Source organism: Aquihabitans sp. McL0605, from assembly GCF_049993875.1.
In the GTDB taxonomy this organism is placed as follows: domain Bacteria; phylum Actinomycetota; class Acidimicrobiia; order Acidimicrobiales; family Iamiaceae; genus Aquihabitans.
Map to the genome: position 1 here is coordinate 3879185 of NZ_CP188252.1, position 24465 is coordinate 3903649.

20 protein-coding genes are annotated in these 24465 nt (G+C 72.1%); 11 read left to right on the forward strand and 9 right to left on the reverse strand.

Features of this window, described 5'->3' with window-relative positions; translation table 11 throughout:
* The first annotated feature begins 48 nt into the window (after nt 1-48).
* The 9 genes from ACPPVX_RS17940 to ACPPVX_RS17980 all read left to right on the forward strand — a co-directional run bounded on the left by ACPPVX_RS17940 (nt 49) and on the right by ACPPVX_RS17980 (nt 8986).
* Nucleotides 49-1230: an acyl-CoA dehydrogenase family protein gene (locus ACPPVX_RS17940; protein ID WP_426571944.1), complete on the forward strand. Its 1182-nt coding sequence runs from the start codon at nt 49-51 to the stop codon at nt 1228-1230.
* 9 nt (nt 1231-1239) lie between these two features.
* Nucleotides 1240-2361, forward strand: a complete 1122-nt coding sequence (locus ACPPVX_RS17945; protein WP_426571945.1) for an acyl-CoA dehydrogenase family protein — start codon at nt 1240-1242, stop codon at nt 2359-2361.
* Between the two features lie 104 nt (nt 2362-2465).
* The gene (locus ACPPVX_RS17950; protein ID WP_426571946.1) at nt 2466-3875 is read left to right on the forward strand and encodes an ABC transporter substrate-binding protein; all 1410 of its coding nucleotides are present in this window, start codon (nt 2466-2468) and stop codon (nt 3873-3875) included.
* A gap of 34 nt (nt 3876-3909) precedes the next feature.
* Nucleotides 3910-6027 (forward strand): ABC transporter permease subunit, encoded by a 2118-nt coding sequence (locus ACPPVX_RS17955; RefSeq protein WP_426571947.1) that lies wholly within the window; start codon nt 3910-3912, stop codon nt 6025-6027.
* Nucleotides 6005-6724 (forward strand): ABC transporter ATP-binding protein, encoded by a 720-nt coding sequence (locus tag ACPPVX_RS17960; protein ID WP_426571948.1) that lies wholly within the window; start codon nt 6005-6007, stop codon nt 6722-6724. Before ACPPVX_RS17955 ends, ACPPVX_RS17960 begins: the two co-directional genes overlap by 23 nt.
* Nucleotides 6721-7446: an ABC transporter ATP-binding protein gene (locus tag ACPPVX_RS17965; protein ID WP_426571949.1), complete on the forward strand. Its 726-nt coding sequence runs from the start codon at nt 6721-6723 to the stop codon at nt 7444-7446. Before ACPPVX_RS17960 ends, ACPPVX_RS17965 begins: the two co-directional genes overlap by 4 nt.
* Complete coding sequence (locus ACPPVX_RS17970) at nt 7443-7838, forward strand: hypothetical protein (protein ID WP_426571950.1); 396 nt, start codon at nt 7443-7445, stop codon at nt 7836-7838. The genes ACPPVX_RS17965 and ACPPVX_RS17970 overlap by 4 nt, the downstream gene beginning before the upstream one ends.
* Before the next feature lie 21 nt (nt 7839-7859).
* The gene (locus ACPPVX_RS17975) at nt 7860-8123 is read left to right on the forward strand and encodes a hypothetical protein (protein ID WP_426575053.1); all 264 of its coding nucleotides are present in this window, start codon (nt 7860-7862) and stop codon (nt 8121-8123) included.
* Nucleotides 8124-8176: 53 nt separating this feature from the next.
* Nucleotides 8177-8986: a crotonase/enoyl-CoA hydratase family protein gene (locus ACPPVX_RS17980; protein ID WP_426571951.1), complete on the forward strand. Its 810-nt coding sequence runs from the start codon at nt 8177-8179 to the stop codon at nt 8984-8986.
* A 28-nt stretch (nt 8987-9014) separates the two neighbouring features.
* Here the strand turns inward: ACPPVX_RS17980 and egtB are convergent, their stop codons facing one another.
* From egtB to ACPPVX_RS18005, 5 genes are all read right to left on the reverse strand, one after another.
* Nucleotides 9015-11333 carry an ergothioneine biosynthesis protein EgtB gene (gene egtB / locus ACPPVX_RS17985; RefSeq protein WP_426571952.1) on the reverse strand — a complete coding sequence of 773 codons (2319 nt, stop codon included), beginning with the start codon at nt 11331-11333 and terminating at the stop codon, nt 9015-9017.
* A 122-nt stretch (nt 11334-11455) separates the two neighbouring features.
* On the reverse strand, nt 11456-12280 hold the full coding sequence (locus ACPPVX_RS17990) for a permease prefix domain 1-containing protein (protein WP_426571953.1): 825 nt from the start codon (nt 12278-12280) through the stop codon (nt 11456-11458).
* Nucleotides 12247-12651, reverse strand: a complete 405-nt coding sequence (locus tag ACPPVX_RS17995; RefSeq protein WP_426571954.1) for a PadR family transcriptional regulator — start codon at nt 12649-12651, stop codon at nt 12247-12249. Before ACPPVX_RS17995 ends, ACPPVX_RS17990 begins: the two co-directional genes overlap by 34 nt.
* 62 nt (nt 12652-12713) lie before the next feature.
* Nucleotides 12714-14348 (reverse strand): acyl-CoA synthetase, encoded by a 1635-nt coding sequence (locus tag ACPPVX_RS18000; protein WP_426571955.1) that lies wholly within the window; start codon nt 14346-14348, stop codon nt 12714-12716.
* A gap of 54 nt (nt 14349-14402) precedes the next feature.
* Nucleotides 14403-15929: a WS/DGAT/MGAT family O-acyltransferase gene (locus tag ACPPVX_RS18005; RefSeq protein WP_426571956.1), complete on the reverse strand. Its 1527-nt coding sequence runs from the start codon at nt 15927-15929 to the stop codon at nt 14403-14405.
* A gap of 95 nt (nt 15930-16024) precedes the next feature.
* On the opposite strand from ACPPVX_RS18005, the gene ACPPVX_RS18010 reads away from it, so the two are divergent.
* Both ACPPVX_RS18010 and ACPPVX_RS18015 read left to right on the forward strand, forming a co-directional pair.
* Complete coding sequence (locus tag ACPPVX_RS18010) at nt 16025-17254, forward strand: acyl-CoA dehydrogenase family protein (protein ID WP_426571957.1); 1230 nt, start codon at nt 16025-16027, stop codon at nt 17252-17254.
* Between the two features lie 13 nt (nt 17255-17267).
* The gene (locus ACPPVX_RS18015) at nt 17268-17864 is read left to right on the forward strand and encodes a TetR family transcriptional regulator (protein ID WP_426571958.1); all 597 of its coding nucleotides are present in this window, start codon (nt 17268-17270) and stop codon (nt 17862-17864) included.
* Here the strand turns inward: ACPPVX_RS18015 and ACPPVX_RS18020 are convergent.
* From ACPPVX_RS18020 to ACPPVX_RS18035, 4 genes are all read right to left on the reverse strand, one after another.
* Complete coding sequence (locus ACPPVX_RS18020) at nt 17861-20050, reverse strand: molybdopterin oxidoreductase family protein (protein ID WP_426571959.1); 2190 nt, start codon at nt 20048-20050, stop codon at nt 17861-17863. The genes ACPPVX_RS18015 and ACPPVX_RS18020 overlap by 4 nt on opposite strands.
* Nucleotides 20047-21702: a DmsC/YnfH family molybdoenzyme membrane anchor subunit gene (locus ACPPVX_RS18025; protein WP_426571960.1), complete on the reverse strand. Its 1656-nt coding sequence runs from the start codon at nt 21700-21702 to the stop codon at nt 20047-20049. The genes ACPPVX_RS18020 and ACPPVX_RS18025 overlap by 4 nt, the downstream gene beginning before the upstream one ends.
* Complete coding sequence (locus ACPPVX_RS18030) at nt 21699-23204, reverse strand: NarK family nitrate/nitrite MFS transporter (protein WP_426571961.1); 1506 nt, start codon at nt 23202-23204, stop codon at nt 21699-21701. Before ACPPVX_RS18030 ends, ACPPVX_RS18025 begins: the two co-directional genes overlap by 4 nt.
* A 118-nt stretch (nt 23205-23322) precedes the next feature.
* Nucleotides 23323-24450 (reverse strand): uroporphyrinogen-III synthase, encoded by a 1128-nt coding sequence (locus ACPPVX_RS18035; RefSeq protein WP_426571962.1) that lies wholly within the window; start codon nt 24448-24450, stop codon nt 23323-23325.
* Nucleotides 24451-24465: the final 15 nt, after the last annotated feature.

Genomic DNA, 24465 nt, shown 5'->3' on the forward strand with positions numbered 1-24465 from the left:
GGCTCTGCTAGAACGTGTTCTAGTTCTGATGGACCGTCAGGAGTTGCCGTGCAGATCGCGTACACGCCCGAGCAGGAAGCTCTCCGCAAGGAGCTGCGCACCTACTTCGCCGAGCTGATGACCCCCGAGGTCATCGCCGCGGCGTCAGCCGGGGAGACCGGGAGCCCCGAGTGCCTCGAGGCCGTCCGGCAGATGGGCCGCGACCGCTGGCTCGGCGTCGGCTGGCCCGAGGAGTACGGAGGCCGCGGCTTCGGCCCCGTCGAGCAGTTCATCTTCATGAACGAGTCGTGGCGGGCCGGAGCGCCCACCCCGTTCCTGTCGGTCAACACCGTCGGCATGACGATCATGCAGTTCGGCACGCAGGAGCAGAAGGACTTCTTCCTCCCGAAGATCCTGGCGGGCGAGCTGCACTTCTCGATCGGCTACACCGAGCCCAACGCCGGCACCGACCTGGCGTCGCTGACCACCAAGGCCGTCAAGGACGGCGACGAGTGGGTCATCAACGGGCAGAAGATCTTCACGTCGCTGGCCAACTACGCCGACTACATCTGGCTGGCCGCCCGCACCGACCCCGATGCCCCGAAGCACAAGGGCATCACGATGTTCCTGGTGCCCACGACCGATCCCGGGTACTCGTACTCGAAGATCCACACGATGGTGAACGCCAGCACCTTCAACACGTTCTACGACGACGTCAAGGTGCCCGACTCGGCCATCTTGGGCGAGCTCCACGGCGGCTGGGGCCTGATCATCAACCAGCTCAACTACGAGCGGGTGGGCCTGGCGCCGCCGGGGATGATCGAGCGGTCGTACGAGGACACGCTCGACTGGGCCCGCGAGAACACGACGGCCGACGGCCAGCGGGTGATCGACCAGGAGTGGGTGCAGCTCAACCTGGCCAAGGTCCGCGCCGGGATCGAGTACCTCACCCTCCTCAACTGGAAGGTGGCGGCCCTCGAGGCCGCCGGCGAGCAGGTCAACCCGGCCGACGCCAGCTCCATCAAGGTGTTCGGCACCGAGTTCTTCACCGAGGCTTACCAGCTGCTGGCCGAGATCCTGGGCCAGGCCGCCAACCTGGTCGACGGCTCGCCCGACGCGCTCCTCGCCTCCCGCCTCAACCGCGGCGCCCAGGGCTCGCTGATCCTCACCTTCGGTGGCGGCGTCAACGAGATCCAGCGCGACCTCATCGCCATGTTCGGCCTCGGCATGCCCCGCATGCCCAGGATGTAGGAGACACCCATGGACTTCGCCCTCTCTGACGAGCAGATCTCGGTGCGCGACCTCGCCGCGCAGATCCTGAGCGAGCAGCTCCCGGCCGATCGCCTCCGCGACATCGAGGCCGGCGACGACTGGTTCGCCCCCGACACCTGGGCCGAGCTGGCCAAGGCCGACCTCCTCGGCCTGGCGCTGCCCGAGGCCGACGGCGGCGGGGGCTACGGCTTCTTCGAGCTCGCCCTGATCCTCGAGCAGGTCGGCCGCACGGTGGCCCCCCTCCCGGTGCTGTCGACGCTGGTGCTCGGCGCCCTGCCGATCGCCGAGTTCGGCTCCGACGAGCAGCGGGCCGCCTGGCTGCCCGGTGTGATCGACGGATCGGTGCTGCTCACCGCCGCCCTGTCGGAGGGCCACGACGGCCTGCCGCCCGAGGTGCCCGCCACCACCGCCACCGCGTCCGGTGACGGTTGGACGATCTCGGGCACCAAGCCCCTGGTCCCCGGCGCGGTGCACGCGGCCCGGATCCTCGTGCCGGCCCGCACCGGCGACGGCACCTCGACGGTGTTCCTGGTCGACCCGGCAGCAGCCGGCGTGACCGCGGTGCAGAACACCGGCCCCAACCTGGAGCCGCTCACCACCTTCGCGTTCGACGGTGTCGCCGTCGGGGCGGGTGACGTGCTGGGCGACGTCGACGGCGGGGCGGCGGTCACCGCGTGGATCACCGACCGGGCCATCGCCGCCTACTGCGCCGTGCAGGCCGGGGTGTGCGAGGCGGCGCTGCGGACCACCGCGGCGTACACGAGCGAGCGCAAGCAGTTCGAGACGCCGATCGCCACGTTCCAGGCCGTCGCCCACCGCGTGGCCGACGCCTACATCGACACCGAGGCCGTCCGCCTCACCGCCTACCAGGCGGCCTGGCGCTTGGGTGAGGGCCTGCCGGCGGCGGAGCAGCTGGCCATCGCCAAGTACTGGGCGGCCGACGGGGCCCACCGCGTGGTGCACGCGGCCCAGCACCTGCACGGCGGGATCGGGCTCGACACCGACTACCCGGTCCACCGCACGTTCCGGTGGGCCAAGCACATCGAGCTGAGCCTCGGGGGCGGCACCACGCACCTCCGCCGGCTCGGCGCACTGCTCGCCGCCGGCTGAAACCGGACCGTAGGGGTCGCTCCCTGCTGCGAATCTGACGGGTCGTCAGGTCGTGGCTCAGGAGCGCGCTACATTCCGAGCCGAGCAAAAAAGGGGACCTGCTTGTGAAGATTCGTGTCGTTGCGCTGTGCTGCGCACTTGCCGTGGTCGCGGCGGCGTGCGGAAGCCGCCTGTCCGACGATGAACTGGCCACCGGAGGAGGGACGGGGAGCGGCGCGGCCGCCACCGCCTCGGACGGCGGGTCCGGCACCGGAGCCGCGGGGGCCGGCATCTCCGGCGGGACCGACGGGCCCAAGATCGGCACGCTCGCAGTGCCCTGCGGCAAGGGCGACAAGGCCCCGACGGCCCCGCCCGCCGGCACGCCCGGCGTCACCGCCAGCACGATCAAGATCGCGGTGATCTCCGACAAGGCCGGCCAGGTCAAGGTCCCCACCGCCAGCATCGAGGAATCGATGCAGGCCTACGTCGACTGGTGCAACGGCTTCGGCGGCATCAACGGGCGCAAGCTGGAGCTCACCAAGATCGATTCGAAGCTCTTCAGCCACCTCGAGGCCACCAAGGAAGCCTGCAACGCCGGGGTGTTCGCCCTGGTGGGATCGGGCTCGGTCACCGACAACCAGGGCGCCCAGCAGATGGTCGACTGCGGTCTCGTCGAGGTGCCGGCCTACACGGCCACCGCCGCCAAGGGGCTGAGCGACAACCTGGTCGCCCCGCTGCCCAACCCGTCGAACTTCTACCCGATCGGCGGCGCCAACTGGGTGGCGAAGCAGCACCCCAAGGCCATCAAGAAGGCCGCCATCTTGGCCTCGTCGATCGAGACCGCCAAGGTGCAGGCCGACCGCATCGAGCAGGCCTACAAGGCCGCCGGCTACACGTTCGTGTACCGCAAGGACACCGGCGTCATCCAGGAGAGCTACGCCACCGAGGCCGCCGAGATGAAGGCCAAGGGCGTCGAGTGGGTGACCATGGTGTCGGCCACGTCCGAGACGGCCAAGCTCCTCCGGGACATGAAGACGCAGGGCTTCAAGCCCGAGGTGGTCGACCTCGGCCAGCAGTACTACGACCCCGAGCTCCTCGCCGAGCCCGGTTCCGAGGGCGCCATCGTCCAGCTCAACACCGTCCCCTTCGAGGAGGCCGACGACTCGCCGGCCCTCCAGGCGTACCTGGCGGCGTACAAGAAGCTGAACACCAAGGTGCAGCCCACATCGCTCGGTGTGCAGGCGTTCTCTGCCGGCCTGCTGTTCTCCACCGCCGCGCAGGCCCTGGGCAACGACCTGACCCGCCCGAAGCTCCTCGACGAGCTCCACTCGATCCACAAGTGGGACGGCGGCGGCCTGCACTTCCTGGCCGATCCGGGCGCCAACCTCAGCTCCGACTGCTTCATGTACATGCAGGTCAAGGCAGGCAAGTTCGTGCGGCTGTGGCCCAAGGAGGCCACCAAGTTCGACTGCGACCCGGCCTACCGGTACGACCTGAAGAACGACTTCGGCGGCGGCGCCAAGAAGTCCAACTGATGCCCGCCCCCCACGCGCGAGGCGGCGCGCGCCCATGAGCGAGCTCGGTGGCCTCCTCGTCTTCGGCCTGGCCAGCGCGGCGATCTACGCCGTCGCGGCCAGCGGCCTCGTCGTCACCTACCAGACGTCGGGCATCTTCAACTTCGCCCACGGGGCCGTGGCCATGTGGGCCGCGTTCGTCTACTGGCAGCTGAGCTCGCCCGACGCGTGGGGCCTGCCGGTCTGGCTCTCGCTCGTGCTGACGCTGCTGGTGTTCGCGCCGGCGTTCGGGTTCCTGATCGACAAGGTGCTGATGCGCCGCCTCCACGACGCGTCGCCCATCACCCGCATCGTCGTGCCCATCGGCCTGCTCGTCATGCTGATCCAGCTGGCCACGGTGGTCTGGTCGCCGGCCGAGTCGAGGACGCTGCCGCGCTTCTTCGAGGGCGACGTGGTGCGCATCCTCGGCGTGGGCGTCGACTACCACCAGATCGTCGTCTTCGTGGTGGCGATCCTCGTCGCCGTCGGCCTGCGGATCCTGCTGTACCGCACCCGGGTCGGCACGGCGATGCGGGCCGTCGTCGACAGCCGCGACCTGGCGGCGCTCAACGGCGTGTCGCCCGACGTGATCTCGTCGCTGTCGTGGGCGGTGGGCTGCACCCTGGCCGCCGTGGCGGGCGTCCTCATCGCCCCGATCCTCACCCTCGACCAGACCACGCTCACCCTGCTGGTGATCAACGCCTACGCCGCCGCCGTGGTCGGCCGGCTGCGGAGCCTGCCGCTCACCGCGCTCGGCGCCCTCATCCTGGGCCTGCTGCGCGAGTCGGCCGCCCGCTACTCCACCGACATCAACGGCTGGTTCGCCCCCGGCACCGCCCCCGGGTGGATGCCCGACCGGGTGGCCGGGCTGCTGCACACCATGGCCGGCTGGATCAACGTCGAGACCGTCCCGGTCATCATGCTGTTCATCGCCCTGCTGGTCCTGCCCCAGGAGAAGGCGTCGCTGTTCAACCGCCAGCCCGACCGCAGCCGGGTGCCCAACCCGGCGATGCGCACGGTGCTGCTCGCCTCGGCGGGCCTGGTGGCCGTGGCGCTCATCGTCCCGTCGATCATCCACGGCTCCGCGCTCGACCAGGTCGGCTACGGCCTGGCCCTCGGCATCGTGGCCCTGTCGCTGGTCCCGCTCATGGGCTACGGCGGCCAGATCTCCCTGGCTCCGCTCGCCTTCGCCGGCATCGGCGCCCTGGTGATGTGGGAGTGGGGCAGCGACGGCAACCCGCTCGCCCTCATCCTGGTGGTCGTCATCTGCGGTGTGGTCGGGGCCCTCGTCGCCCTGCCCGCGCTGCGCCTGAAGGGGCTCTACCTCGCCCTGTCCACCATGGCGTTCGCCCTGTTCTGCGAGAAGGCCGTGTTCGCGGGCGTGCCGGTGTTCGCCCAGGGCGACGCGTCCTACGAACGCATCCACCTCGGGCCCATCGACACCAGCAGCAACCGCGCCAACCTCGTGCTCATGGCCGTGGTGTTCGTGCTGCTCGGCCTGCTGGTCACCTACCTGCGCCGGGGCCCGTTCGGCCGGCGCCTCCAGGCCATGAAGGACAGCCCGGCCGCGTGCGCCACCCTGGGCCTCGACCTCACCCGCCTCAAGCTCCAGGTGTTCGCGCTCTCGGCGGCCATCGCCGGCCTCGGCGGCGCCCTGCTGGGCGGCTGGCGCGGCAAGGTCGGCACCGAGCAGTTCTCGCTGCTCCAAGGCGCGCTGCCCGGCCTGCCCCTCGTGCTCATGGCCGTCGTCGGCGGCATCGCGGCGATCGCCGGCGTCCTGCTCGGGGCGATGCTCTACGCCATGTTCCCGCTGATCGGCGACTCGCTCCCGGCGCTGCAGAACGTCATGACGATCCTCCCGGGTCTGGCCGGCATCAGCCTCGCCGCCAACCCCGACGGCGCCGTGGCCCAGACCATCGACCACCTGCGGGCGGCCCGGCGGCGGCGCTCCGGTGCCGACGGCAAGGACCCGGACCGCAACCGCGCCGTGGACCTGCTCTCGCCGCCGGTGCCGGAGCTGGTGCCCGAGCTGGTCCTCACGGGAGCCTCCGTGTCCGCCGCCGATCGCGCCGCCATCGACGGCGAGCTGGGCCTCGACTGGGGGAGGTGCCATGCCGATCCTCGAGACGCATGAGATCTCCGTCCGCTTCGGCGGGCACATGGCCGTCAACGGCGTGAGCCTCACCGTGGGCGAAGGCGAGATCGCCGGGCTGATCGGCCCCAACGGCGCCGGCAAGACCACCACGTTCAACGTCATCACCGGGCTCCAGGCCCCCACGCGGGGCACGGTTCGGCTCGACGGGGACGACATCACCAAGGTGTCGGCCCACCAGCGGGCCCGCGGCGGCATCGCCCGCACGTTCCAGCGCCTCGAGCTGTTCGGGTCGCTCACCGTGCGCGACAACGTCCGCACCGCCGCCGAGCTCCGGGGCTCCGACCCCGAGCGGGTCACCGACGAGCTGCTCGAGCGGGTGGGCCTCACCGCGGTGGCCCACCAGCGCGCCGACTCGCTCTCCACCGGTTCGGCCCGCCTCGTGGAGCTGGCCCGGGCGCTGGCCTGCCGGCCACGCGTCCTGCTGCTCGACGAGCCGGCGTCGGGCCTCGACGACGGCGAGACCGACCGGTTCGCCGAGATCCTCCTCGACCTCACCACCGACGGCCTCGGCATCCTCCTCGTCGAGCACGACGTGCCGCTCGTGATGCGCCTGTGCGCCCAGATCACGGTGCTCAACTTCGGCGAGGTGCTCGCCACCGGCACCCCGATCGAGATCCAGAAGAACCCCGAGGTGGTCGACGCCTACCTCGGCCAGGACCCGGGAGCGCCCGGATGAGCGCCGACACCCACCCCGCGCCGCCGCTGCTCGAGCTGCGCAAGGTCACCGCCGCCTACGGCCGCATCCAGGTGCTCCACGGCGTCGACCTCGTCGTGCCCCGCGGCCAGGTGGTGGCGCTGCTGGGCCCCAACGGCGCCGGCAAGACCACCACGCTGCTCGTCGCCACCGGCCAGCACCCGGCGTCGTCGGGCTGCGTCCACATCGGCGGCCGCCACGTCAACGGAGCCAAGCCCGACGCCCTGGCCCGCCTCGGCCTCTGCACCATCCCCGAGGGGCGCGGCGTGTTCCGCAGCCTCACCGTGCGGGAGAACCTGGTGATGGCCAGCTACCGGGGGATGCCCGCCGAGGCGATCATCGAAGCGGCCGTCGCCCGCTTCCCCCGCCTGGGCGAGCGCATCGGGCAGGTCGCCGGCACCCTCTCGGGCGGCGAGCAGCAGATGCTCGCCATGGCCCGCGGGCTGGCCACCGATCCCGGGTTGCTGATCATCGACGAGCTGTCGATGGGCCTGGCCCCGCTCGTCGTGGCCGAGCTGTACGAGATCGTCGCCGGCATCGCCACCGAAGGGGTGTCGATCCTGGTCGTCGAGCAGTTCGCCCGAACCGTCCTCGGCGTCGCCGACCATGCCGTGATCATGCAGCACGGCCACGTCATCGCCGCCGGTGCCCCTGCAGACCTCGAGGCCGAACTGTCGGCCGCCTACCTCGGAGCCTCCACATGACCGATACCACCGTGTCCCCCGCCGCCCAGCAGAGCGCTGCCGACCGCCTCGAGCTGGGCGTGGAGGAGATCCACGTCCCCGAGCCGTCGGCCGACGCCGAGTCGCTGCTGCTCAAGATCGGCCTGGCCCTGCCCATCTTGGGCGTGGTCCTGATCCTGATCGCCTACTGGAACGCCTCGGGCTCCAAGTACGTGGCCGACCAGGTGCCGATGCTCATCTCGGGCGGCATCTTGGGGCTGGGCCTGGCCATCATCGGCGTCGGCCTGTTCATCCGCTTCTCGATGGCCCGCCTCCTGCGCTTCTGGCTGGCCCGCATGGTGCTCGAGCAGCAGACCCAGACCGACCGCGTGGTCGAGGCCCTCGCCCGCATCGAGGACGCCCTCCAGAAGTAGCTCGCCGCCCCGCGGCCGGCGATCATGATCACCGCAGACCGGGTGCCGGCCGCTGGGCCGCGGACCGTCCACGTCGTTCCACTGACCGCCAACCTCACCCGTGGGCTCTGGGCGGAGGTGCCGATCGCTGCGGAAGGCGCCCTCCAGCCGTCGGCGGCCCAGGTGCACCTGGGCACGGCCGTGAGCACGGCGCGGATCGGTACCGGATCAGGGGACCTGAACGTGGGCCCCGCAGCCGTCAGCCAGATCCGATCGGTGCTGTCGGACCTCGTGGACCTTCCATGAGCCCTGCTCCCGGAAAGTAGAACGTGTTCTCGTTCGCGTCGTAGTCTGACGGCATGTCAGACGTCATCGCAGAAGAGCCGCACTTCCTCGCCGAGCGGGACGGCCACGTCCTCACGGTCACGCTGAACCGGCCGGCGGCCAAGAACGCCTTCAGCCCCACGATGCTCGTCGGGGTGGCCGACGCCTGGAAGATGCTCAACGATGACGACGAGCTCCGCGTCGGCATCCTCACCGGCGCCGGCGGCGACTTCTGCTCGGGCATGGACCTCAAGGCGCTGGCCGCCGGGTTCTCCGAGGAGGAGATGAACCGCATGGCCGAGGACCCCGACCTCCACTGGAAGGCACTGCTGCGCCACGGTCGGCCGATGAAGCCGATCGTCGCCGCGGTCGAGGGCTACTGCGTGGCCGGCGGCACCGAGATCCTCCAGGCCACCGAGATCCGCGTGGCGGGCGAGTCGGCTCAGCTCGGCATCGCCGAGGTGCAGCGCGGCCTGTTCCCCCTGGGCGGCTCGACCGTCCGGCTGCAGCGCCAGATCGCGTACACGATGGCCGCCGACCTGCTCCTCACCGGCCGGCTGATCTCGGCGCAGGAGGCCAAGGAGATCGGGCTGATCGGCCACGTGGTCCCCGACGGCCAGGCGCTCGACAAGGCCCGGGAGCTGGCCGACCGGGTCGCTGCCAACGGCCCCCTGGCGGTCAAGGCCGTGCTCAAGAGCATGCGGGAGACCGCGGCGATGACCGAGGCCGACGGCCTGGCCCACGAGCTCACCATCGGCGAGCCGATCATCTTCAACACGAACGACGCCAAGGAGGGCCCCCGCGCCTTCAAGGAGAAGCGTCAGCCCAACTTCACCGGCACCTGATCGGGGAGCGGGCCCGTCGGCCGAACGGTCAGGGCTTGGTGCTGAGGCTCAGGGCGAAGTCTCCGGCGGCATCGGTCCACCAGTGGGTGAGCTCGAGGCCGGCGGCGGCCAGCTCGGCCTCGACCGTCTCGCGCCGGAACTTGGCGCTGACCTCGGTGCGCAGGCTCTCGCCCGGCCCGAAGGACCGCTCGACGCCGAGCGACGGCACGGCGATGCGCTGGGGGCCGAGCGCCGCCAAGCGCATCTCGATCCACTCCTCCCCGGCGTCCCAGCGGGCGACGTGCTCCCAGCTGTCGGGGTCGACCTCGGCGTCGAGCTCCCGGGCCAGCACCCGCAGGACGTTGCGGTTGAACTCGGCGGTGACGCCGGCCGGGTCGTCGTAGGCCAGCACCAGGCGCTGGGGATCCTTCACCAGGTCGGTGCCGAGCAGGAGCGAGTCTCCGGAGGCGAGGGTGGCCGCCAGGCCGGCCAGGAGCCGGGCCCGGGGCCCGGGCTCGTAGTTGCCGATGGTGCCGCCCAGGAACGCCACCATGCGCCGGCCCCCCGCCGGGATGCACCCGAGGTGGTGGTCGAAGTCTCCGACGACGCCGTGGACGGCCACGCCGGGGTGGCGCTCGGCGATGGTGTGGGCCGACCAGCGCAAGATGCCCTCGGACACGTCGAACGGCACGAACCGCTGGAGCTGGCCGGTGGCGTCGAACGCGTCGAGCAGGAGGCGCGTCTTGTCGGAGGTGCCCGAGCCCAGCTCGACCAGCGTGTCGGCCCCGGACGCCTCGGCGATGGCGGCGGCCTCGCGCTGGAGGATCTCCCGCTCGCGCCGCGTGGGGTAGTACTCGTCGAGCCGGGTGATCTGATCGAACAGCTCGCTGCCGCGGTCGTCGTAGAACCACTTCGGCGGGAGGGACGGCTCGGCTGCTGCGAGCCCGGCGACCACGTCGGCCCGCAGCGCCCGGCCCAGGTCGGCGGCGCCGAGGTGCACGTCGATCACCGGGGGGATCACGGACGGGACCGAGGCGGGCTGGGCGGCGAGCACGTGGCGGTGGTGGACCTTCGGCGGAGCGGCGACGTCGTCGGCGAGGCGGACGGTGCTGAACGCCCAGCGGGCCGAGGCCGGGAAGAAGTTCCGGTAGGTGGCGCGGGTGTGGCCCGACGGCGTGACCGCCGCGCCGCCGCGCAGCACCATCTGGTTGCACATGAACTTGCCGTTGTACTCGCCGATGGCGCCGTCGACCGGACGGAACCCCGGGTAGGGGCCGTAGGGGCTGGCGGTCCACTCCCACCCGTCTCCGAACAGCTGGCGGACGCCCTGCCCGGCCGACCCCGGTGCCGCGGGGCGGGGGTGGAGGGCGCCGGCGCCGAGGTCGTTGGGGGCGTCGTGGGCGCCGACGAGCGCAGCGGCCACCTCCCACTCGGCCTCGGTGGCGAGGCGCGTGCCGGACCACCGGGCGAAGGCGTCGGCCTCGAAGTAGCTGACGTGCACGACGGGGGTGGCGGCGAGCACCGGCCGGGTGCCGCCGAGCGTGAAGACCGACCAGCTGTCGCCGTCGCGGTCCCAGTAGAGCGGGGCCTCCCAGCCCTGGGCCTTGACGGTGGCCCAGCCCTCGGACAGCCACAGCTCGGGCCGCTGGTAGCCGCCGTCGGCGATGAACGCGAGCCAGTCGCCTTCCGTGGCGAGGCGGTCGGCCAGGCGGAACGGGTGGATCAGGGCCTGGTGGCGGGGGCCCTCGTTGTCGAACGAGAACCCGTCGCCGCGGGCGCCGATCTCCTCGATCCGGCCGGCATCGACCTCGATCCAGCGCACGTCCTCGACCGGAGGCCCGCTCAGCGGCGCGGTGCCCAGCCGGTACACCGGGCGCATGGGGTTGCACGAGAACACGTGCTTGATGTCCATGAGGAGCAGCTCCTGGTGCTGCTCCTCGTGGTTGGTGCCGAGCTCGAGGAGGGGGAGGATGGCGGCGAGCAGCTCGCCGTCGGCGCCGTCGATGAGCTCGTCGAGCGCCTGGTCGACCGCGGCGCGGTACTCGGCGACCTCCTCGCCGGTGGGCCGCGAGATCAGGCCCCGCTCGGCCCGGGGGTGCCGATCGCCCACCTGCTCGTAGTACGAGTTGAAGAGGTAGTCGTACGCCGGGTGGACGGGCCGGTAGCCCGCCAGGTGCGGCGTGAGCACGAACGTCTCGAAGAACCACGTGGTGTGGGCGCGGTGCCACTTGGTGGGGCTGACGTCGGCCATGGACTGCACCACCTGGTCCTCGGGCGTGAGGGCGGCGGCGAGCGACTCGGTCAGCCGGCGCGTGGCGCGCAGCCGATCGATCACGCCGCCGGCGGTGCGCGTGTCGGTGGTGGTCATCGCTGAGCCCTTCCCGATCGGTGAAGTCGTTCCGAGGACCGTACCCAGGGGGAGTGACAGCGAGACGGCGATCGCGCCGATCGAGCCGCGAGTTCACCTCCCCGTAAGGGAGGTGAACCTGGTCAGGCGGCGATCGCCACGGGCCCCGCCGCCGCCGGCTGCTCCGCGACGAGCGCCCGGCCGAGCACCACGGCACCGGCACCGGCCGCGACGATCGCCGCGCTGTCGAGCACCGTGGCACCGGTGGTCCAGGTGGGATGGGTCGCCGCGGCGACCGACAGGGCCAGGGCCCCGGTGGCGAGCAGCGGGGCGCCGGCCCACGGGGTGCTGCCCGATCGGTGGGTGGCCACGGCGAGGACGAGCCACGAGGCCCCCACGAGCCCAGCCCACACCGGCACGGCCCAGGCGGCGATCGAGACGAACGCGCCCGATCCGGCGAGGCCGATGGCCATGGGCCCGGCCCACCCGATGCCACCGTGGCGGCGGATGACACCGATCAGCAGCACGAGGGCGCTGAGCGTGGCGATGAACGTGCCGACCGCGCCGACGGACCCCCACGCCTGCGACGCCGGCGACCAGAAGCCGTCCTGCTCCTCGATGCGGTCGCCGATGGCGAAGGACGCCACGGCGATCGCACCGGCGCCCGCTGCGATGAAGCCGGCGACACCGGCCGCCCGGGTGAACGCGGTGGCGACCGCCGCGCCGCCGTGCGCGTTGCGGGCGAAGGCGTCGGCCACCACGTCGGCGTCGCCCACCTCGGCGAGCGCTCGCCGCTCCGCCTCGATGGGCGTGGCGCCGCTGCGCTCGTGGCGCTCGGCCGTGGCCAGCAGGTGGTCGCGCAGCTCGACGATCACGCCGTCGGCGTCGGGCTGGCGGTCCAGCGCCGGGCGCAGGCCCGACAGGTACTCCTCGATCAGGCGGTGATCGCCCGTGTGGTGCTCGGCCATGGTGTTCCCTCCAAGATGGTGGTGATGGCAGACGAGAGCTCGGTCCAGGCCGCGTGCTGCTCGCGCAGCCGGGCCTGACCAGGGGGGGTGAGGCGGTAGACGCGGCGCGGCCGACCGCCGGAGCGGTCCCAGTCGCTGCTGAGCAGCCCGTTGCGCTCCAGGCGGTGGAGGGCCGGGTAGACGGTGCCCTCGGGCAGGTCGAACGCCGCCCCGCTGCGGTCGCGCAGCTGCTCGATCACGCCGTAGCCGTGCCGGGCGCCGTCGGCCAGGATCGCCAGCAGCAGCATGTCGAGGTGGCCCTTCACCGCGGCGCTGCCGCGGGTGCCCTCAGCGGTGCCCGCAGCAGCGGGTTCGGCATCGGCGTCGCTCATACCTAGCCAACCTATGCCTAGGATAGCTAGGTGTCAACGGACCCGGACGCACGCCGGATGGCTCAGGCGGTGGTGCTGATGGCGTCCTCGGCCACGCCGGCGGCCCACGGGTAGTCGGGCTTGCCGCTGGGCGAGCGCTGGATCTCGTTGACGATCACCAGGTGGCGAGGGGTCTTGTAGGCCGCCAGCTGGGTGCGGGAGTGGGCCGCGAGCTCCTCCAGCGTGGGGGGCGTGTCGGCGTGGCGGGGCTGGACGACGGCGCACACGGCCTGGCCCCAGCGCTCGTCGGGCACGCCGACCACCAGCACGTCGTAGACCTCGGGGTGGGCCTTGAGGATGGTCTCGACCTCCTCCGGGTAGATCTTCTCGCCGCCGGAGTTGATGCAGACCGAGCCCCGGCCCAGCAGGGTGATGCTGCCGTCGGCCTCGTGGAGGGCGAAGTCTCCGGCCACCACGTACCGGGTGCCGTCGGGGGCGTGGACGAAGTTGGCGGCGGTCTTCTCGGGGTCCTTGTAGTACCCGATCGGGATGTTGCCGCCCCGGGCGAGCTTGCCCACGACGCCGGTGCCGGCGGGCAGCGGCTCGAGGTTCTCGTCGAGCACGACCGCGTCGCGCCCGGCCTTCACGGTGGGGCCGCCGCCGCCGTGGTTGGCGGTCTGGCCCTTGGTCTGGATGACCATGCCGTTCATGCCGCTCTCGGACGAGCCGATGGCGTCGATGACCATGATGTTGGGCAGCAGCTCGAGCATGGCGTCCTTGAGCGACGGCGAGAACACCACGGCGCTCGACGAGGTCACGAACAGCGAGGAGAGGTCCCAGCGGTCGGGATCCTCCTGCAGCGTCTCGATCAGGGGGCGGGCCATGGCGTCGCCGGTGATCATCATCGTGTTGACCTTCTCGGCCTCCACGAGCTCCCACACGGTCTCGGCCTTGAACCGGGGGACGAACACGACCGTGCCGCCCTCGAACAGGAACCGCAGCGCGCCCCACTGGGCGGCGCCGTGCATGAGCGGCGGGATGTTGAGGCTGACCATCGGGGTCTCGGTGGCGGCCGCCTTCTCGGCGAGCTGGTGGCCGTGGGTGATCCGCTCGTTGGTGTAGGCGTCGACGCCGCCGCCGAGGGCGTAGAAGACGTCCTCGTGGCGCCACACGACGCCCTTGGGCATGCCGGTGGTGCCGCCGGTGTAGATGACGTAGTGGTCGTCGTCGGTGCGGGGGAGCACGGGCCGCTCGGTGGAGGCGCCGGCGATGGCGTCGCTCCACGAGATGGCGCCGATCTCGGCGGGATCGGCGTCGCTGCCATCGTCGATCATGATGAAGTGCCGCAGGCCGGGCACCTTGGCGGTGACGGCCGCGATGCGGGGGATGTACTCCCGGTCGTGCACCAGGGCCACCAGGTCGGCGTTGTCGAACAGGTAGGCCAGCTCGTCCTCGACGTAGCGGAAGTTGATGTTGATCGGCACGGCGCGGATCTTGAACACCGCCACCATGGCGATCAGCCACTCGGCCGTGTTCTGGCCGTAGATGCCGATGTGGTCGCCGTGGCCGAAGCCCTCCGCGAGCAGGTGGTTGGCCAGCTGGTCGGCCTCGTCGTCCATCTCGCGGTAGGTCAGGCGGCGCTCCCCGCAGACCAGGGCCATGCGGTCGGGAACGGCGTCGACGGCGCGTTCGAACAGGTCGGCGATGTTGAACCCCATGGGTGAGGTTCTACCACCCGAATGAGAACAGGTTCTAAGTCTCCTGACGGACCGTCAGGAAAGGTCGGACCGCATCGGCGCCTGGTTGGCGGGCGGGAGATCGGTAGCGACGTGGGCCACTTCGTCGCGCCGGGTGGCCGCGACCTCCGGGGCGTCGGCCGCGGCCTCGTCGATCACCTCGAGGGGCAGCCGGGCGGCGGCCTCCTGGAGCTCCTCGAGCGCACCCTTGACCCGGTCGGCCATGTCCCACACGTCGGGGACCAGCTCCCGGTCGACCATGAACCCGAAGTCGACCGAGCCGCGGTAGCTCATGACGGTGATGTTGAGGCCGACGCCCTCCATGACCGGGCCCATGGGGTACGCCGCCACCATCTCGGCGCCCGCGTAGTACAGCGGGAACGGCGGGCCGGGCACGTTGGAGATGATCACGTTGTGGATGGGCCGGTGGCTGTCGGCCAGCCCCCAGCTGGAGTAGAGGCGCGACGCCAGGTTGAACGTGTTCGGTGCCGCGTACTCCGCCCAGTTCTGGAGCATGTCGGCCCCGACGGCCTGGTGCTCCTCCTTGGCCCCCACCGTGCAGGCCTGGATGGCGCGGATGCGCTCGGTGGGGTCTTCGAGCTGGGTGTCGAGCGAGGCGAACATGGCCGACACCTTGTTGCCGGGCGCCGAGTCCTCGGCCGTGCGCACCGAGACGGGGCAGGCCGCCACCAGCGGGGTGTCGGGGACGTCGCCGTGGGCGAGCATGTAGGAGCGCAGGGTGCCGGCGCACAGCCCGAGCACGACGTCGTTGACCGTGCAGCCGAAGGCGGTCTTGACCGCCTTCACGTCTTCGAGCGTCACGCGGGCGAAGCCGACCGAGCGCATGGGCGACAGGGCGCCGTTCCAGGAGGTGCGGGGGGCGGTCAGCGGGGCGGCGCCCACCGCCTTGGTGGGGTCTCGGCGGCCCTGGGCCACGCGGTTGACGGCGCCGACGGTGTCGCCGAGCAGCCGGGGGAGGGCCACCAGCTTGCGGAACCGGGAGACGGCCGCGTAGCCGAGCAGCTCGATGTCGTTCGGGATGTGCTCGGCCTCGCGCTCGGTGACCTGCGGCGGGTCGGCCGGCTCGGGCTCGAGGTCGAACAGGTGGACCATGAGGTCGGCGCCGGAGCTGCCGTCGATGGCCGAGTGGTGCACCTTGGTGACGACGCCCACTCGGTCCTGCTTGAGGCCCTCGATCACCCACAGCTCCCACAGCGGCCGCGACCGGTCGAGCGGCGTGCTGGCGATCTGGCCGGCCATCTCGCCCAGCTCCCGGCGACCACCGGGTGCCGGGCAGCCGATGCGGCGGATGTGGAAGTCGATGTCGAAGTCGGGGTCCTCGACCCAGACGGGGTGGGCCAGGTTGAGCGGCACCTCGACCAGGCGGCGGGTGAACGGCGGCACCAGGTGGAGCCGGCTCCGGATGAACTCCTTGAGGTTCTCGAACGTGTAGCCGCCCGGAACCGAGGAGGGATCGACCACCATCGTCATCGCCACGTGCATGTGGTTGGTGGGGTTCTCGAGGTACAGGAAGGCTGCGTCGAGCCCGGTCAAGCGTTCCATCTGCTGCTCCCACTTCTGGTCCGCGGGCATTCTGCCAGCTTCCGACAACCCCGTGGCCGGGTGTCGGAACGAGAACGTGTTCTAGTCTTGCGGCCGTGGACTTCGATGACACCCCAGAAGAGGCAGCCTTCCGCACCGAGGTGCGGAGCTGGCTCGTCGCCAACGCCCCGGCCAAGGGCGGCCCCGAGGACTTCTCGACGGGGTTCCTCGAGCAGACGATGACCGAGGAGGAGTTCCACCGCCGCGTCAAGCAGTGGCAGGAGCTCCTCGTCGACCACGGCTGGGCGGGCATCACGTGGCCCAAGGAGTACGGCGGCCGGGGCGGCACCGCCATGCAGAACACCATCTGGGGCCAGGAGGCCGGCCAGTTCGGCGTCACCGTCAACAACTACGCGGTGGGCATCGGCATGGCCGGCCCGACGATCCTGCGCCACGGCACCGACGAGCAGAAGAAGCGCTACCTGCTCCCGATGCTGCGGGGCGATGAGGTGTGGTGCCAGCTGTTCAGCGAGCCCGACGCCGGCTCCGACCTGGCCAACATCTCCACGCGGGCCATCCGCGACGGCGACGAGTACGTGGTGACCGGGCAGAAGGTGTGGACCTCGGGTGCCGCCGACTCCGACTGGGGCATCCTGCTCGCCCGCACCGACCCCGACGTGCCCAAGCACAAGGGCATCACCTACTTCCTCGTCGACATGACCACCCCGGGCTTCGACGTCCGGCCGCTCAAGCAGATGACCGGGTCCGAGCACTTCTCCGAGGTGTTCATGGACGAGGTCCGCATCCCGGTCGGCAACGTGCTCGGCGAGGTCAACGCCGGCTGGGGCTGCGCCATCACCACGCTGTCGAACGAGCGCGGCCTCATCGCCGGCGCCAACAAGAGCAGCGACACCATGGCCCTCATCGAGCTGGCCCGGAAGCGGGGCGTCTCCGACGATCCGATCATCCGCCAGCACCTGGTCGACTGCTGGATCCGCCAGCAGATCCAGCGCTTCCACGGCTACCGGCTGCAGACGGCGCTCAGCAAGGGCGTCCCGCCCGGCCCCGAGACGTCGGTCATGAAGCTGTTCGCGGCCGAGTACCTGCGCCGCCTCGGCAACACGTCGCTCGAGGTCCTCGGGCCCGAGGGCCAGCTGCTCGACGACCACGCCCCGGCCGGCACCGAGTGGCAGGCCCGGTTCCTGTTCGCCCCCGCCATCCGCATCGCCGGCGGCTCCAACGAGGTGCAGCGCAACATCATGGCGGAGCGGGTCCTCGGCCTCCCCGGCGAGCCCCGCCCCGACCGCGACACGCCGTTCCGCGATCTCGGGCGCGCCGGATCGTAGGGTGACGGGCCAGATGGACGCCGACACCACGACGCTCACCAAGAGCCAGGCCGCCAGGCGCGAGCGGGTCATCCGCGCCGCGCTCGACCTCGGCGCCACCGGCGGCTACGACGCCGTCCAGATGCGCGACGTCGCCACGTCGGCCGGCGTCGCCCTCGGCACCATCTACCGCTACTTCTCGTCGAAGGACCACCTGCTGGCCGCAGCCATGGTCGAGTGGACCCACGACCTGGAGCGCCGGGTGGGCCAGCGCCCGCCCAAGGGCGACACCATCTCCGAACGGGTCTCCGACGTGCTGCGCCGGGCCACCCGCGCCATGGAGAAGGAGCCCAAGCTCTCCGAGGCCGTCGTCACCGCCCTGCTGTCGCCCGACCGTGGTGCGGCCTCGTGCCAGGAGGAGGTGTCGGCCACCATGACCCGCATCCTCTCCACGGCGCTGGGCGACGACTTCGACCCGGCGTTCAAGGTGCAGGCCACCCGCACCCTCGGCCACGTGTGGTTCTCGGCGCTGATCGGCTGGGTCAACGGCTGGTCGGGCATGGAGAAGGTGGCCGACGAGCTGGAGATCGCCACCCACCTGGTCCTCGACCAGTACGGCGCCCAGGTCTAGGGATCTGACGCCTCGGCCGCCCGCACCTGGGCGGCGCAGTGCTTGTAGCTGGGCTGGCGGCTGAGCGGGTCGAACGCCGGGAACGTCAGGGCGTTCACCTGCGGGTGGTGCATCGGCAGGTAGACGTTGCCCTCGCCCACACCGGTCGTCACCTGTGCTCGCGCCCGCACCGCGCCCCGGCGGGTCTGGACCACGACCTCGTCGCCGGCGGCCAGGTGACGGGCGGCGGCGTCGGCCGGGTGGATGTCGACCCACAGGCCCTCGGGGGCCAGCGCCCGGAGGGTGGCCGACTTCGACGTGCGCGTCTCGGTGTGCCACTGGCTCGCGGAGCCCCGGCCGGTCAGCAGCGCCAGCGGATAGGCGCCGCCGGGCCGCTCGCCCGGCGCCACGGGCGCCTCGAACAGGAACCGGGCCCGCTGGTCGGGCGTGAAGAAGCGGCCGTCGGCGAAGAGGCGCCGCTCGGCCGGGACCCGCCCGGTCGGCTCGGCGCCCGCCGCGCCCGTCGCGTACGGCCACTGCACGGCACCGGTGGCGACGTGCTCGTAGCCCCCGACGCCGGTGATGTCGCAGGGCTGGCCCGCCGACAGCTCCTGGAGGATCTCGAACACCGCCTCCGGATCGGACCACCGCTCGAACAGGTGCCCGCACCCCCACGCGTCGGCGACCGCCTTGAAGATGAAGAAGTCGGCGAGCGCCTGGCCCGGCGCCGGCGAGACCCGCTGGACCAGGCCGAGCCGTCGCTCGGAGTTGATGAACGTGCCGTCCTTCTCGCCCCACCCCGCGGCGGGGAGGACGAGGTCGGCGAGCTGGGCCGTCTCCGTGGTGCCGTACATGTCCTGCACCACGAGGAAGTCGAGGCGGCCGAGCAGCTCCTTCATGTCGGAGTGGTTGATCCAGCTGTGGGCCCCGTTGGTGGCCACCACCCAGAGGCTGCGGATCTGGCCGGTGCTGATCCCCTCGATGATCCGGTCGTAGGCGAGGCTCGGCCCGTCGGGGATGAGCGTGGCGTCGATGCCGAGGATGCCCGCCACCTTGCCGCGGTGGCCCTCGTCGGCGAAGTCGTGCCCGCCCAGCAGCGACGTGGTGTTGGAGAAGAGGCGCGAGCCCATGGCGTTGCACTGGCCGGTGATCGAGTTGGCGCCCGTGCCCGGCCGCCCGATGTTGCCGGTCATGAGGGCCAGGTCGATCAGGGCCTGGGCGGTGCGGACGCCCTGGTGGCTCTGGTTCACGCCCATCGTCCACCAGAACGACACGGCCGTGCCGTCGGCGATCAGGGCGGCGAGCCGGTCCACCTGGCCGGCGGCGAGGCCCGTGTCGGCGCTCACGCGCTCGGGGGTGAAGGCGCCCACGAACTCGGCGAACTCCCTGAACCCGCTGGTGTGGTCGTGCACGAAGTCCCGGTCGACCGCGCCCCGCTCGATCAGGTTGCGGGCCACGCCGTAGAGCAGCGACAGGTCCGACTTGGGCCGGGGCGCCAGGTGGAGGGTGGCGGCCTCGGCGGTCTCGGTGCGACGGGGGTCGATCACGACGATCTCGGGATCGTTCGGGTTCCTCGTGATCCGCTCCCACATGATCGGGTGGGCCACGCACAGGTTCGAGCCGACGAGGACGATCACGTCGGACTGCTCGAAGTCGCCGTACGTGTAGGGCGGGGCGTCGAAGCCGAACGCCTCCTTGTAGGCCACCACCGCGCTGGCCATGCACTGGCGGGTGTTGCCGTCGCCGTGGCGCATGCCCATGCCGAACTTGGCCAGGGCACCGAGCAGGGCCATCTCCTCCGTGGGGATCTGGCCGGTCGAGAGGAACGCCGCCGACTCGGCGCCGTGGGCGGCCTGGCTGGCCTTGAAGCGGGTGGTGAACACCTCGAGCGCCTCGCTCCAGCCGACCGGGACGAGCTTGCCCCTGGCGTTGCGCAGCAACGGCGTGGTGGCCCGGTCGGGGGCGGCGAGCGGGGTGAGCGCCTCCCACCCCTTGGGGCAGGCCGAACCCCGGTTCACCACGTGCGAGGCGCTGGGCGTGAGGCCGACGGCGCGGCCGTCCTTGAGGTGGACGTCGAGGCCGCAGCCGGTGGAGCAGAACCCGCACACCAGCCGCGTGGTGGCGCTGGGGACGCGAGCGGCCGGCACCTGCCCGATGCCGAACCCGGCGGGCTCGCGGGCGAGCAGGTCGGCGAGGTGCCGGCTCATCGGGGCGATCCCGGCATCCGGGGCGCCACGGACGCCAGGAAGAACAGCCGGTGGTCGTGGTACTCGCCGAGGCCGGTGACCACGGTGGCGAGCACCAGCGCCACCCCGACCCGCAGCGACCCGTCGGCGAGCGAGTCGGTGGCAGCAGCCGCGACCGCGAGCAGCACCAGGGCCGCGGCAGCCGCGCCGAGGCGGAGGGCGAGGCGGGCCTGCAACTGGTGGCCGAGCAGGCGGCGCGTGGTGCGGAGCTCGTCGACCCCCGAGCCGCGGCGCCGGTCGAGCGCGACCAGCGGGAGGAGGGGAGCGGCCACCGACACCGCCAGGCCGGCGATGGCGATCGCCGTCAAGAGGGGGAGCAGCGGTTCGGCCGCGGCCGGGTCCGACAGCGCCAGCACCGCCGCGGTGGCGAGCGCACCGCAGGTGACCGCGGTGCCGGCGAAGCGGGGGCCGCTCGTGCGCGCCCGCCACCAGCGCCGGCCGGTCACGGCGTACAGCTGGACCGAGCACGCCACGCCGGCCACGCCGCCGGCCACCGTGGCCGCCTGGGCGCCGTCGACCAGCAAGGTGGGGAGGCCGAGCACGTGGGCCGCGGTGGTGGCCACGCCGGCGCCGGCGAAGGTGCCGAAGGCCAGGATCTCCCGGCTGAGCCACGACCGGCGCAGGCCCAAGATGGCTCGCCAGGCGAGCATCGGCCGTCCGAGGTGGAGCACCGAGGCGCCCATCGCCACCAGGCCGGTGACGAGCCCGACCGACCCGAGGGTGCCCGGGCCCGATCCGTCGAGCCGCCCGGTCGCTCGCAGCCAGGCCGCCGCCACCGTCATGCCCACCGCGGCCTGGGTGAGCACCAGCATCACCGCGAGCGGGGTGTGGCCGTGCGACGGGTGGACCGACGACCGGTCGGCCGCCACCCAGGTGGCGGGCACCGGCTTGCGGCTCACGTACGCCGTGGCCGGCACGGTCAGATCGGACCGCGGCGCGGTGGGGACCAGGGCCGCGTCGGGTGCCGCCGCCGCTGCGATCAGATCGTCGACCGACGCGAGGGTGATGGTGATGGCCCCCTGCGGGCAGCCCTGCACGCAGGCCGGCGCCTCGCCCTCGGCCAAGCGGTCCGAGCACAGGTCGCACTTCCGCACGATCCCCAGCGACTGGTTGAAGACGGGCACCTCGTAGGGGCAGGTGAGGGTGCAGTAGCTGCACCCGATGCACGCGTCGTCGAGGTGGCGGACGATGCCGGTGACCGGGTCCTTCTCGTACGCCTGGGCCGGGCACCCCTTCATGCAGGCGGGGTCGACGCAGTGGTGGCAGGCGCTGGTGACGGTCACCGACCCCGCCGGGCCCGGTCCGGCCCCGGCATCGTGGAGCGAGCCCACCCGGCGCCACGACTCGCCCTCGTCGAGCCCGTTGAGGTTGTGGCACGCCGCCACGCAGGCCTTGCAGCCGGTGCACGAGTCGAGGTCGACCTCGAAGGCGTACTGCTGACCGGGACCGGGTGCGGTGGCCGGGAGCCGGTCGCGCCACCGCCCCTGGGGGACGGCGACGCCGTGGGCCTCCATCTGGTCGTGGGATGCCGAGAACCGCTCGACGGCCGACAGGTCCTGCTGCCGGAGCAGCCAGGTGTCGATCGGGGTCGGCTCGGTGAGGACGGCGGTCATGCGCCACCCGCGGGAGCCAACCGCCCGGCGACCGCCGTCGGGGCCGGGGCGACGGAGGCCGGCGCACCGGCGTGGTCCGAGGCCGGCTCGACCAGCCAGCGGGAGGCCACGGCCGCGACCAGCGCCGCCGCGCCCATCACCGCGAACACGCCCTGCACCGAGACGAACAGCAGGGCGGTGAGGAAGGCGATGCCGCCGACGTTGCCGTAGGCCCCGGCCATGCCGGCGATCTGGCCGCTGACCCGCTTCTTCACCAGCGGCACGATCGCGTACACGGCGCCGTTGCCGGCCTGGCCGAACAGCGACGTGAGCATCACCAGCGCGATCGCCAGGCCGAGGGGCCAGGCGCCGGTGAGGCGGGAGAGGACGAGGTAGCCGGCGCCGAGGCAGCCGAGCAGCAGCGTCAGCCAGCGCCGGCGGCTGCTCACCAGGTCGGACACCATGCCGCCGAACGGCCGGCTGACCAGGTTCATCACCGCGAACGCCGAGGCGGCCGCGCCGGCGACCGCAGTGGAGAGCCCCCAAGTGGTCTCGAAGAACGTGGGGAGGAACGAGACGGCCGCCAGCTCGGAGCCGAAGGTGCAGGCGTACGCCACCGAGAGGACGACGACCGACGAGAACGGGTAGCGCTCCTCGGCGGGGTAGCCGTCGGCGCGGGCGACCACGTTGGCCCGGCGCACCGCCACCAGCTGCACGGCGAGGAGGGCGGCCGCGCCGGCCAGCACCACCGCCAGCCCTGCGGTGGTGATGACGTCGACCTTCCAGACCCGCCATCCGATGACCCCGAGGGCGATGGCCAGCGGGATCGACAGCGCCATCAGGCCCCACACGGCCCCGGGGCTGGTGACCTCGAGGGCGGAGGCCTTCTTGGTGCGCTGGTAGGTGACGCCGGCGGGCGTGTCGGTCACGGACCGGAAGTAGACGAGGCCGTAGACCGCCGCGATGACGCCGGTGCCGGCGATCACCCAGCGCCAGGCATCGGGACCGCCGACGATGTCGGCGATCACCGGCAGCGACAAGGTGGCCGCGGCCGCACCGAAGTTGCCCCAGCCGCCGTACACGCCCTCGGCCGTGCCCACCTCCGCCGGGTCGAACCACTCGGAGACCATGCGGATGCCGACGACGAACCCGGCCCCGACCACGCCGACCAGGAGCCGGCCCACCACGAGCATCGTGAAGCTCTGCGCGGTGGCGAACACCAGGCACGGGATGGCGGCGTAGACGAGGATCGCCGAGAAGGTCCGCCGCGGCCCGAACCGGTCGAGCAGGCTCCCCACCACCAGCCGGGCGGGCACGGTGAGCGCCAGGTTGCAGAGCCCGAGGGTGACGAGCTGCCCCTTGGACAGGTGGAACTGCTTGCCGATCGTGGTGGCGAACGGGGCGAAGTTGAACCACACCACGAAGGTGGTGAAGAACGCCAGCCAGGTCAGGTGCAGGATCCGGGTGGAGGGCCCCGCCCGGAAGACGGATCGGAGGAGGTCGCGCGTGCCGGTGGTGGTCATGCCCCGCATCGTCCACTCCTCGGTTTTCCCCGCCGTGTGCCTGGCATTACGTCATCCGAACGGCAGCCGCACGGTGGCTCCGGGGCGCTGAGAGGGGTTGGTCAGCTTGGGGTCAGGCTCAGCCGGTGGCCAGGCGGTAGCCCCGGCGCATCACGGTCTCGATCGAGCTCCCCGCCGGTCCGAGCCGCCGCCGCAGCCGGCCGACGGTCACCTCGACGGCGTGCTCGTCGCTGTCGTCGTTCCACACCCGCTGGAGGAGCGCCTGCTTCGAGATCACCACGCCCTGGCGCTCGGAGAGGACCTCCAGCACCGAGCGCTCGCGGTCGGTCAGCGACACCGGTGCCTCCCCGCCCACCACGACGAGGTTGCCCTGGAGCCGCACCGGGTGGTCGTCGAGCTCCAGGTCGACCGCCCGCGCATCGAACGCCGCGGCGAGGCACTGCACCATGGCGCCCAGCCGGGGCTGCGCCGGTTCGAGCAGGCCGGTGAGGCCGGCGGCGGCCGCATGGGCCCGGGTGACGGGACCGACGCAGACCACGGCGACCTGCCCGTCACCGCACGCGGCCCGGACCCGGTCGAGCACGCCCAGGCGCTCGGCGATGGTCGTGAAGTTGGCGACGGCGTGGGCCGAGGTGAACGTGACCGCATCGACGCGGCGGTCGGCGACGGCGAGCACCACCCGCTCGGCGGGAGCGAGGTCGTCGGGGAGCACCCACCGGTACACGGGCACCGCCACCACGTCGAAGCCGAGGTCGGCCAGGAGGGCGGGGAGGTCGCTCGACCGCTCGCCGTCGAGCTGCACCGCCACACGTACCGGCCGCCCGTCGGGGTGCCGGGCGGGCCGGGCGGTGAACGTCTCGACGATCGCGGCATAGGTCGGGCTGGGCAGCGGGAGCCCGGCCCCGAGCCCGGCCGACACGATGGCGCCGATGGCCTTGGTGCCGCGGGCGACCAGCTCGGCCCCGGCGAACACCTCGAGCAGCGCCTCCTCGAGCCCCAGCCCGGCGGCGGCCGAGAACCAGCCGCGCACCCCCAGGGCGGTCGAGAGGATGACGACGTCGGGCGGCTGCTCGATGAGGGCGAGGGTGGCCTCCTCCGTCCCGCCCTCCTCGCCGAGGGGGAGCGTCTTGATGACCGGGCCGTGCAGCACCTCGGCACCGCGGCGCGCGAGCAGGGAGGCCTGCTCTTCGCTGCGTCGGTCTGCGGTCACCGCGATGGTGAAGCCGCTCAAGGTTCCCAGGGGCACCGGTGCAGTGTCCAC

Excerpts from the sequence above, each read along its gene's own strand:
- ACPPVX_RS17990 (WP_426571953.1), bottom strand. The coding sequence starts at position 12,280 with ATGGCCGAGCACCACACGGGCGATCACCGCCTGATCGAGGAGTACCTG.
- ACPPVX_RS18015 (WP_426571958.1), top strand. The coding sequence starts at position 17,268 with ATGGACGCCGACACCACGACGCTCACCAAGAGCCAGGCCGCCAGGCGC.
- ACPPVX_RS18020 (WP_426571959.1), bottom strand. The coding sequence starts at position 20,050 with ATGAGCCGGCACCTCGCCGACCTGCTCGCCCGCGAGCCCGCCGGGTTC.
- ACPPVX_RS17980 (WP_426571951.1), top strand. The coding sequence starts at position 8,177 with ATGTCAGACGTCATCGCAGAAGAGCCGCACTTCCTCGCCGAGCGGGAC.
- ACPPVX_RS18030 (WP_426571961.1), bottom strand. The coding sequence starts at position 23,204 with ATGACCACCACCGGCACGCGCGACCTCCTCCGATCCGTCTTCCGGGCG.
- ACPPVX_RS18000 (WP_426571955.1), bottom strand. The coding sequence starts at position 14,348 with ATGGGGTTCAACATCGCCGACCTGTTCGAACGCGCCGTCGACGCCGTT.
- egtB (WP_426571952.1), bottom strand. The coding sequence starts at position 11,333 with ATGACCACCACCGACACGCGCACCGCCGGCGGCGTGATCGATCGGCTG.
- ACPPVX_RS17945 (WP_426571945.1), top strand. The coding sequence starts at position 1,240 with ATGGACTTCGCCCTCTCTGACGAGCAGATCTCGGTGCGCGACCTCGCC.
- ACPPVX_RS18025 (WP_426571960.1), bottom strand. The coding sequence starts at position 21,702 with ATGACCGCCGTCCTCACCGAGCCGACCCCGATCGACACCTGGCTGCTC.
- ACPPVX_RS17965 (WP_426571949.1), top strand. The coding sequence starts at position 6,721 with ATGAGCGCCGACACCCACCCCGCGCCGCCGCTGCTCGAGCTGCGCAAG.
- ACPPVX_RS18005 (WP_426571956.1), bottom strand. The coding sequence starts at position 15,929 with ATGGAACGCTTGACCGGGCTCGACGCAGCCTTCCTGTACCTCGAGAAC.
- ACPPVX_RS17955 (WP_426571947.1), top strand. The coding sequence starts at position 3,910 with ATGAGCGAGCTCGGTGGCCTCCTCGTCTTCGGCCTGGCCAGCGCGGCG.
- ACPPVX_RS17995 (WP_426571954.1), bottom strand. The coding sequence starts at position 12,651 with ATGAGCGACGCCGATGCCGAACCCGCTGCTGCGGGCACCGCTGAGGGC.
- ACPPVX_RS17970 (WP_426571950.1), top strand. The coding sequence starts at position 7,443 with ATGACCGATACCACCGTGTCCCCCGCCGCCCAGCAGAGCGCTGCCGAC.
- ACPPVX_RS17960 (WP_426571948.1), top strand. The coding sequence starts at position 6,005 with ATGCCGATCCTCGAGACGCATGAGATCTCCGTCCGCTTCGGCGGGCAC.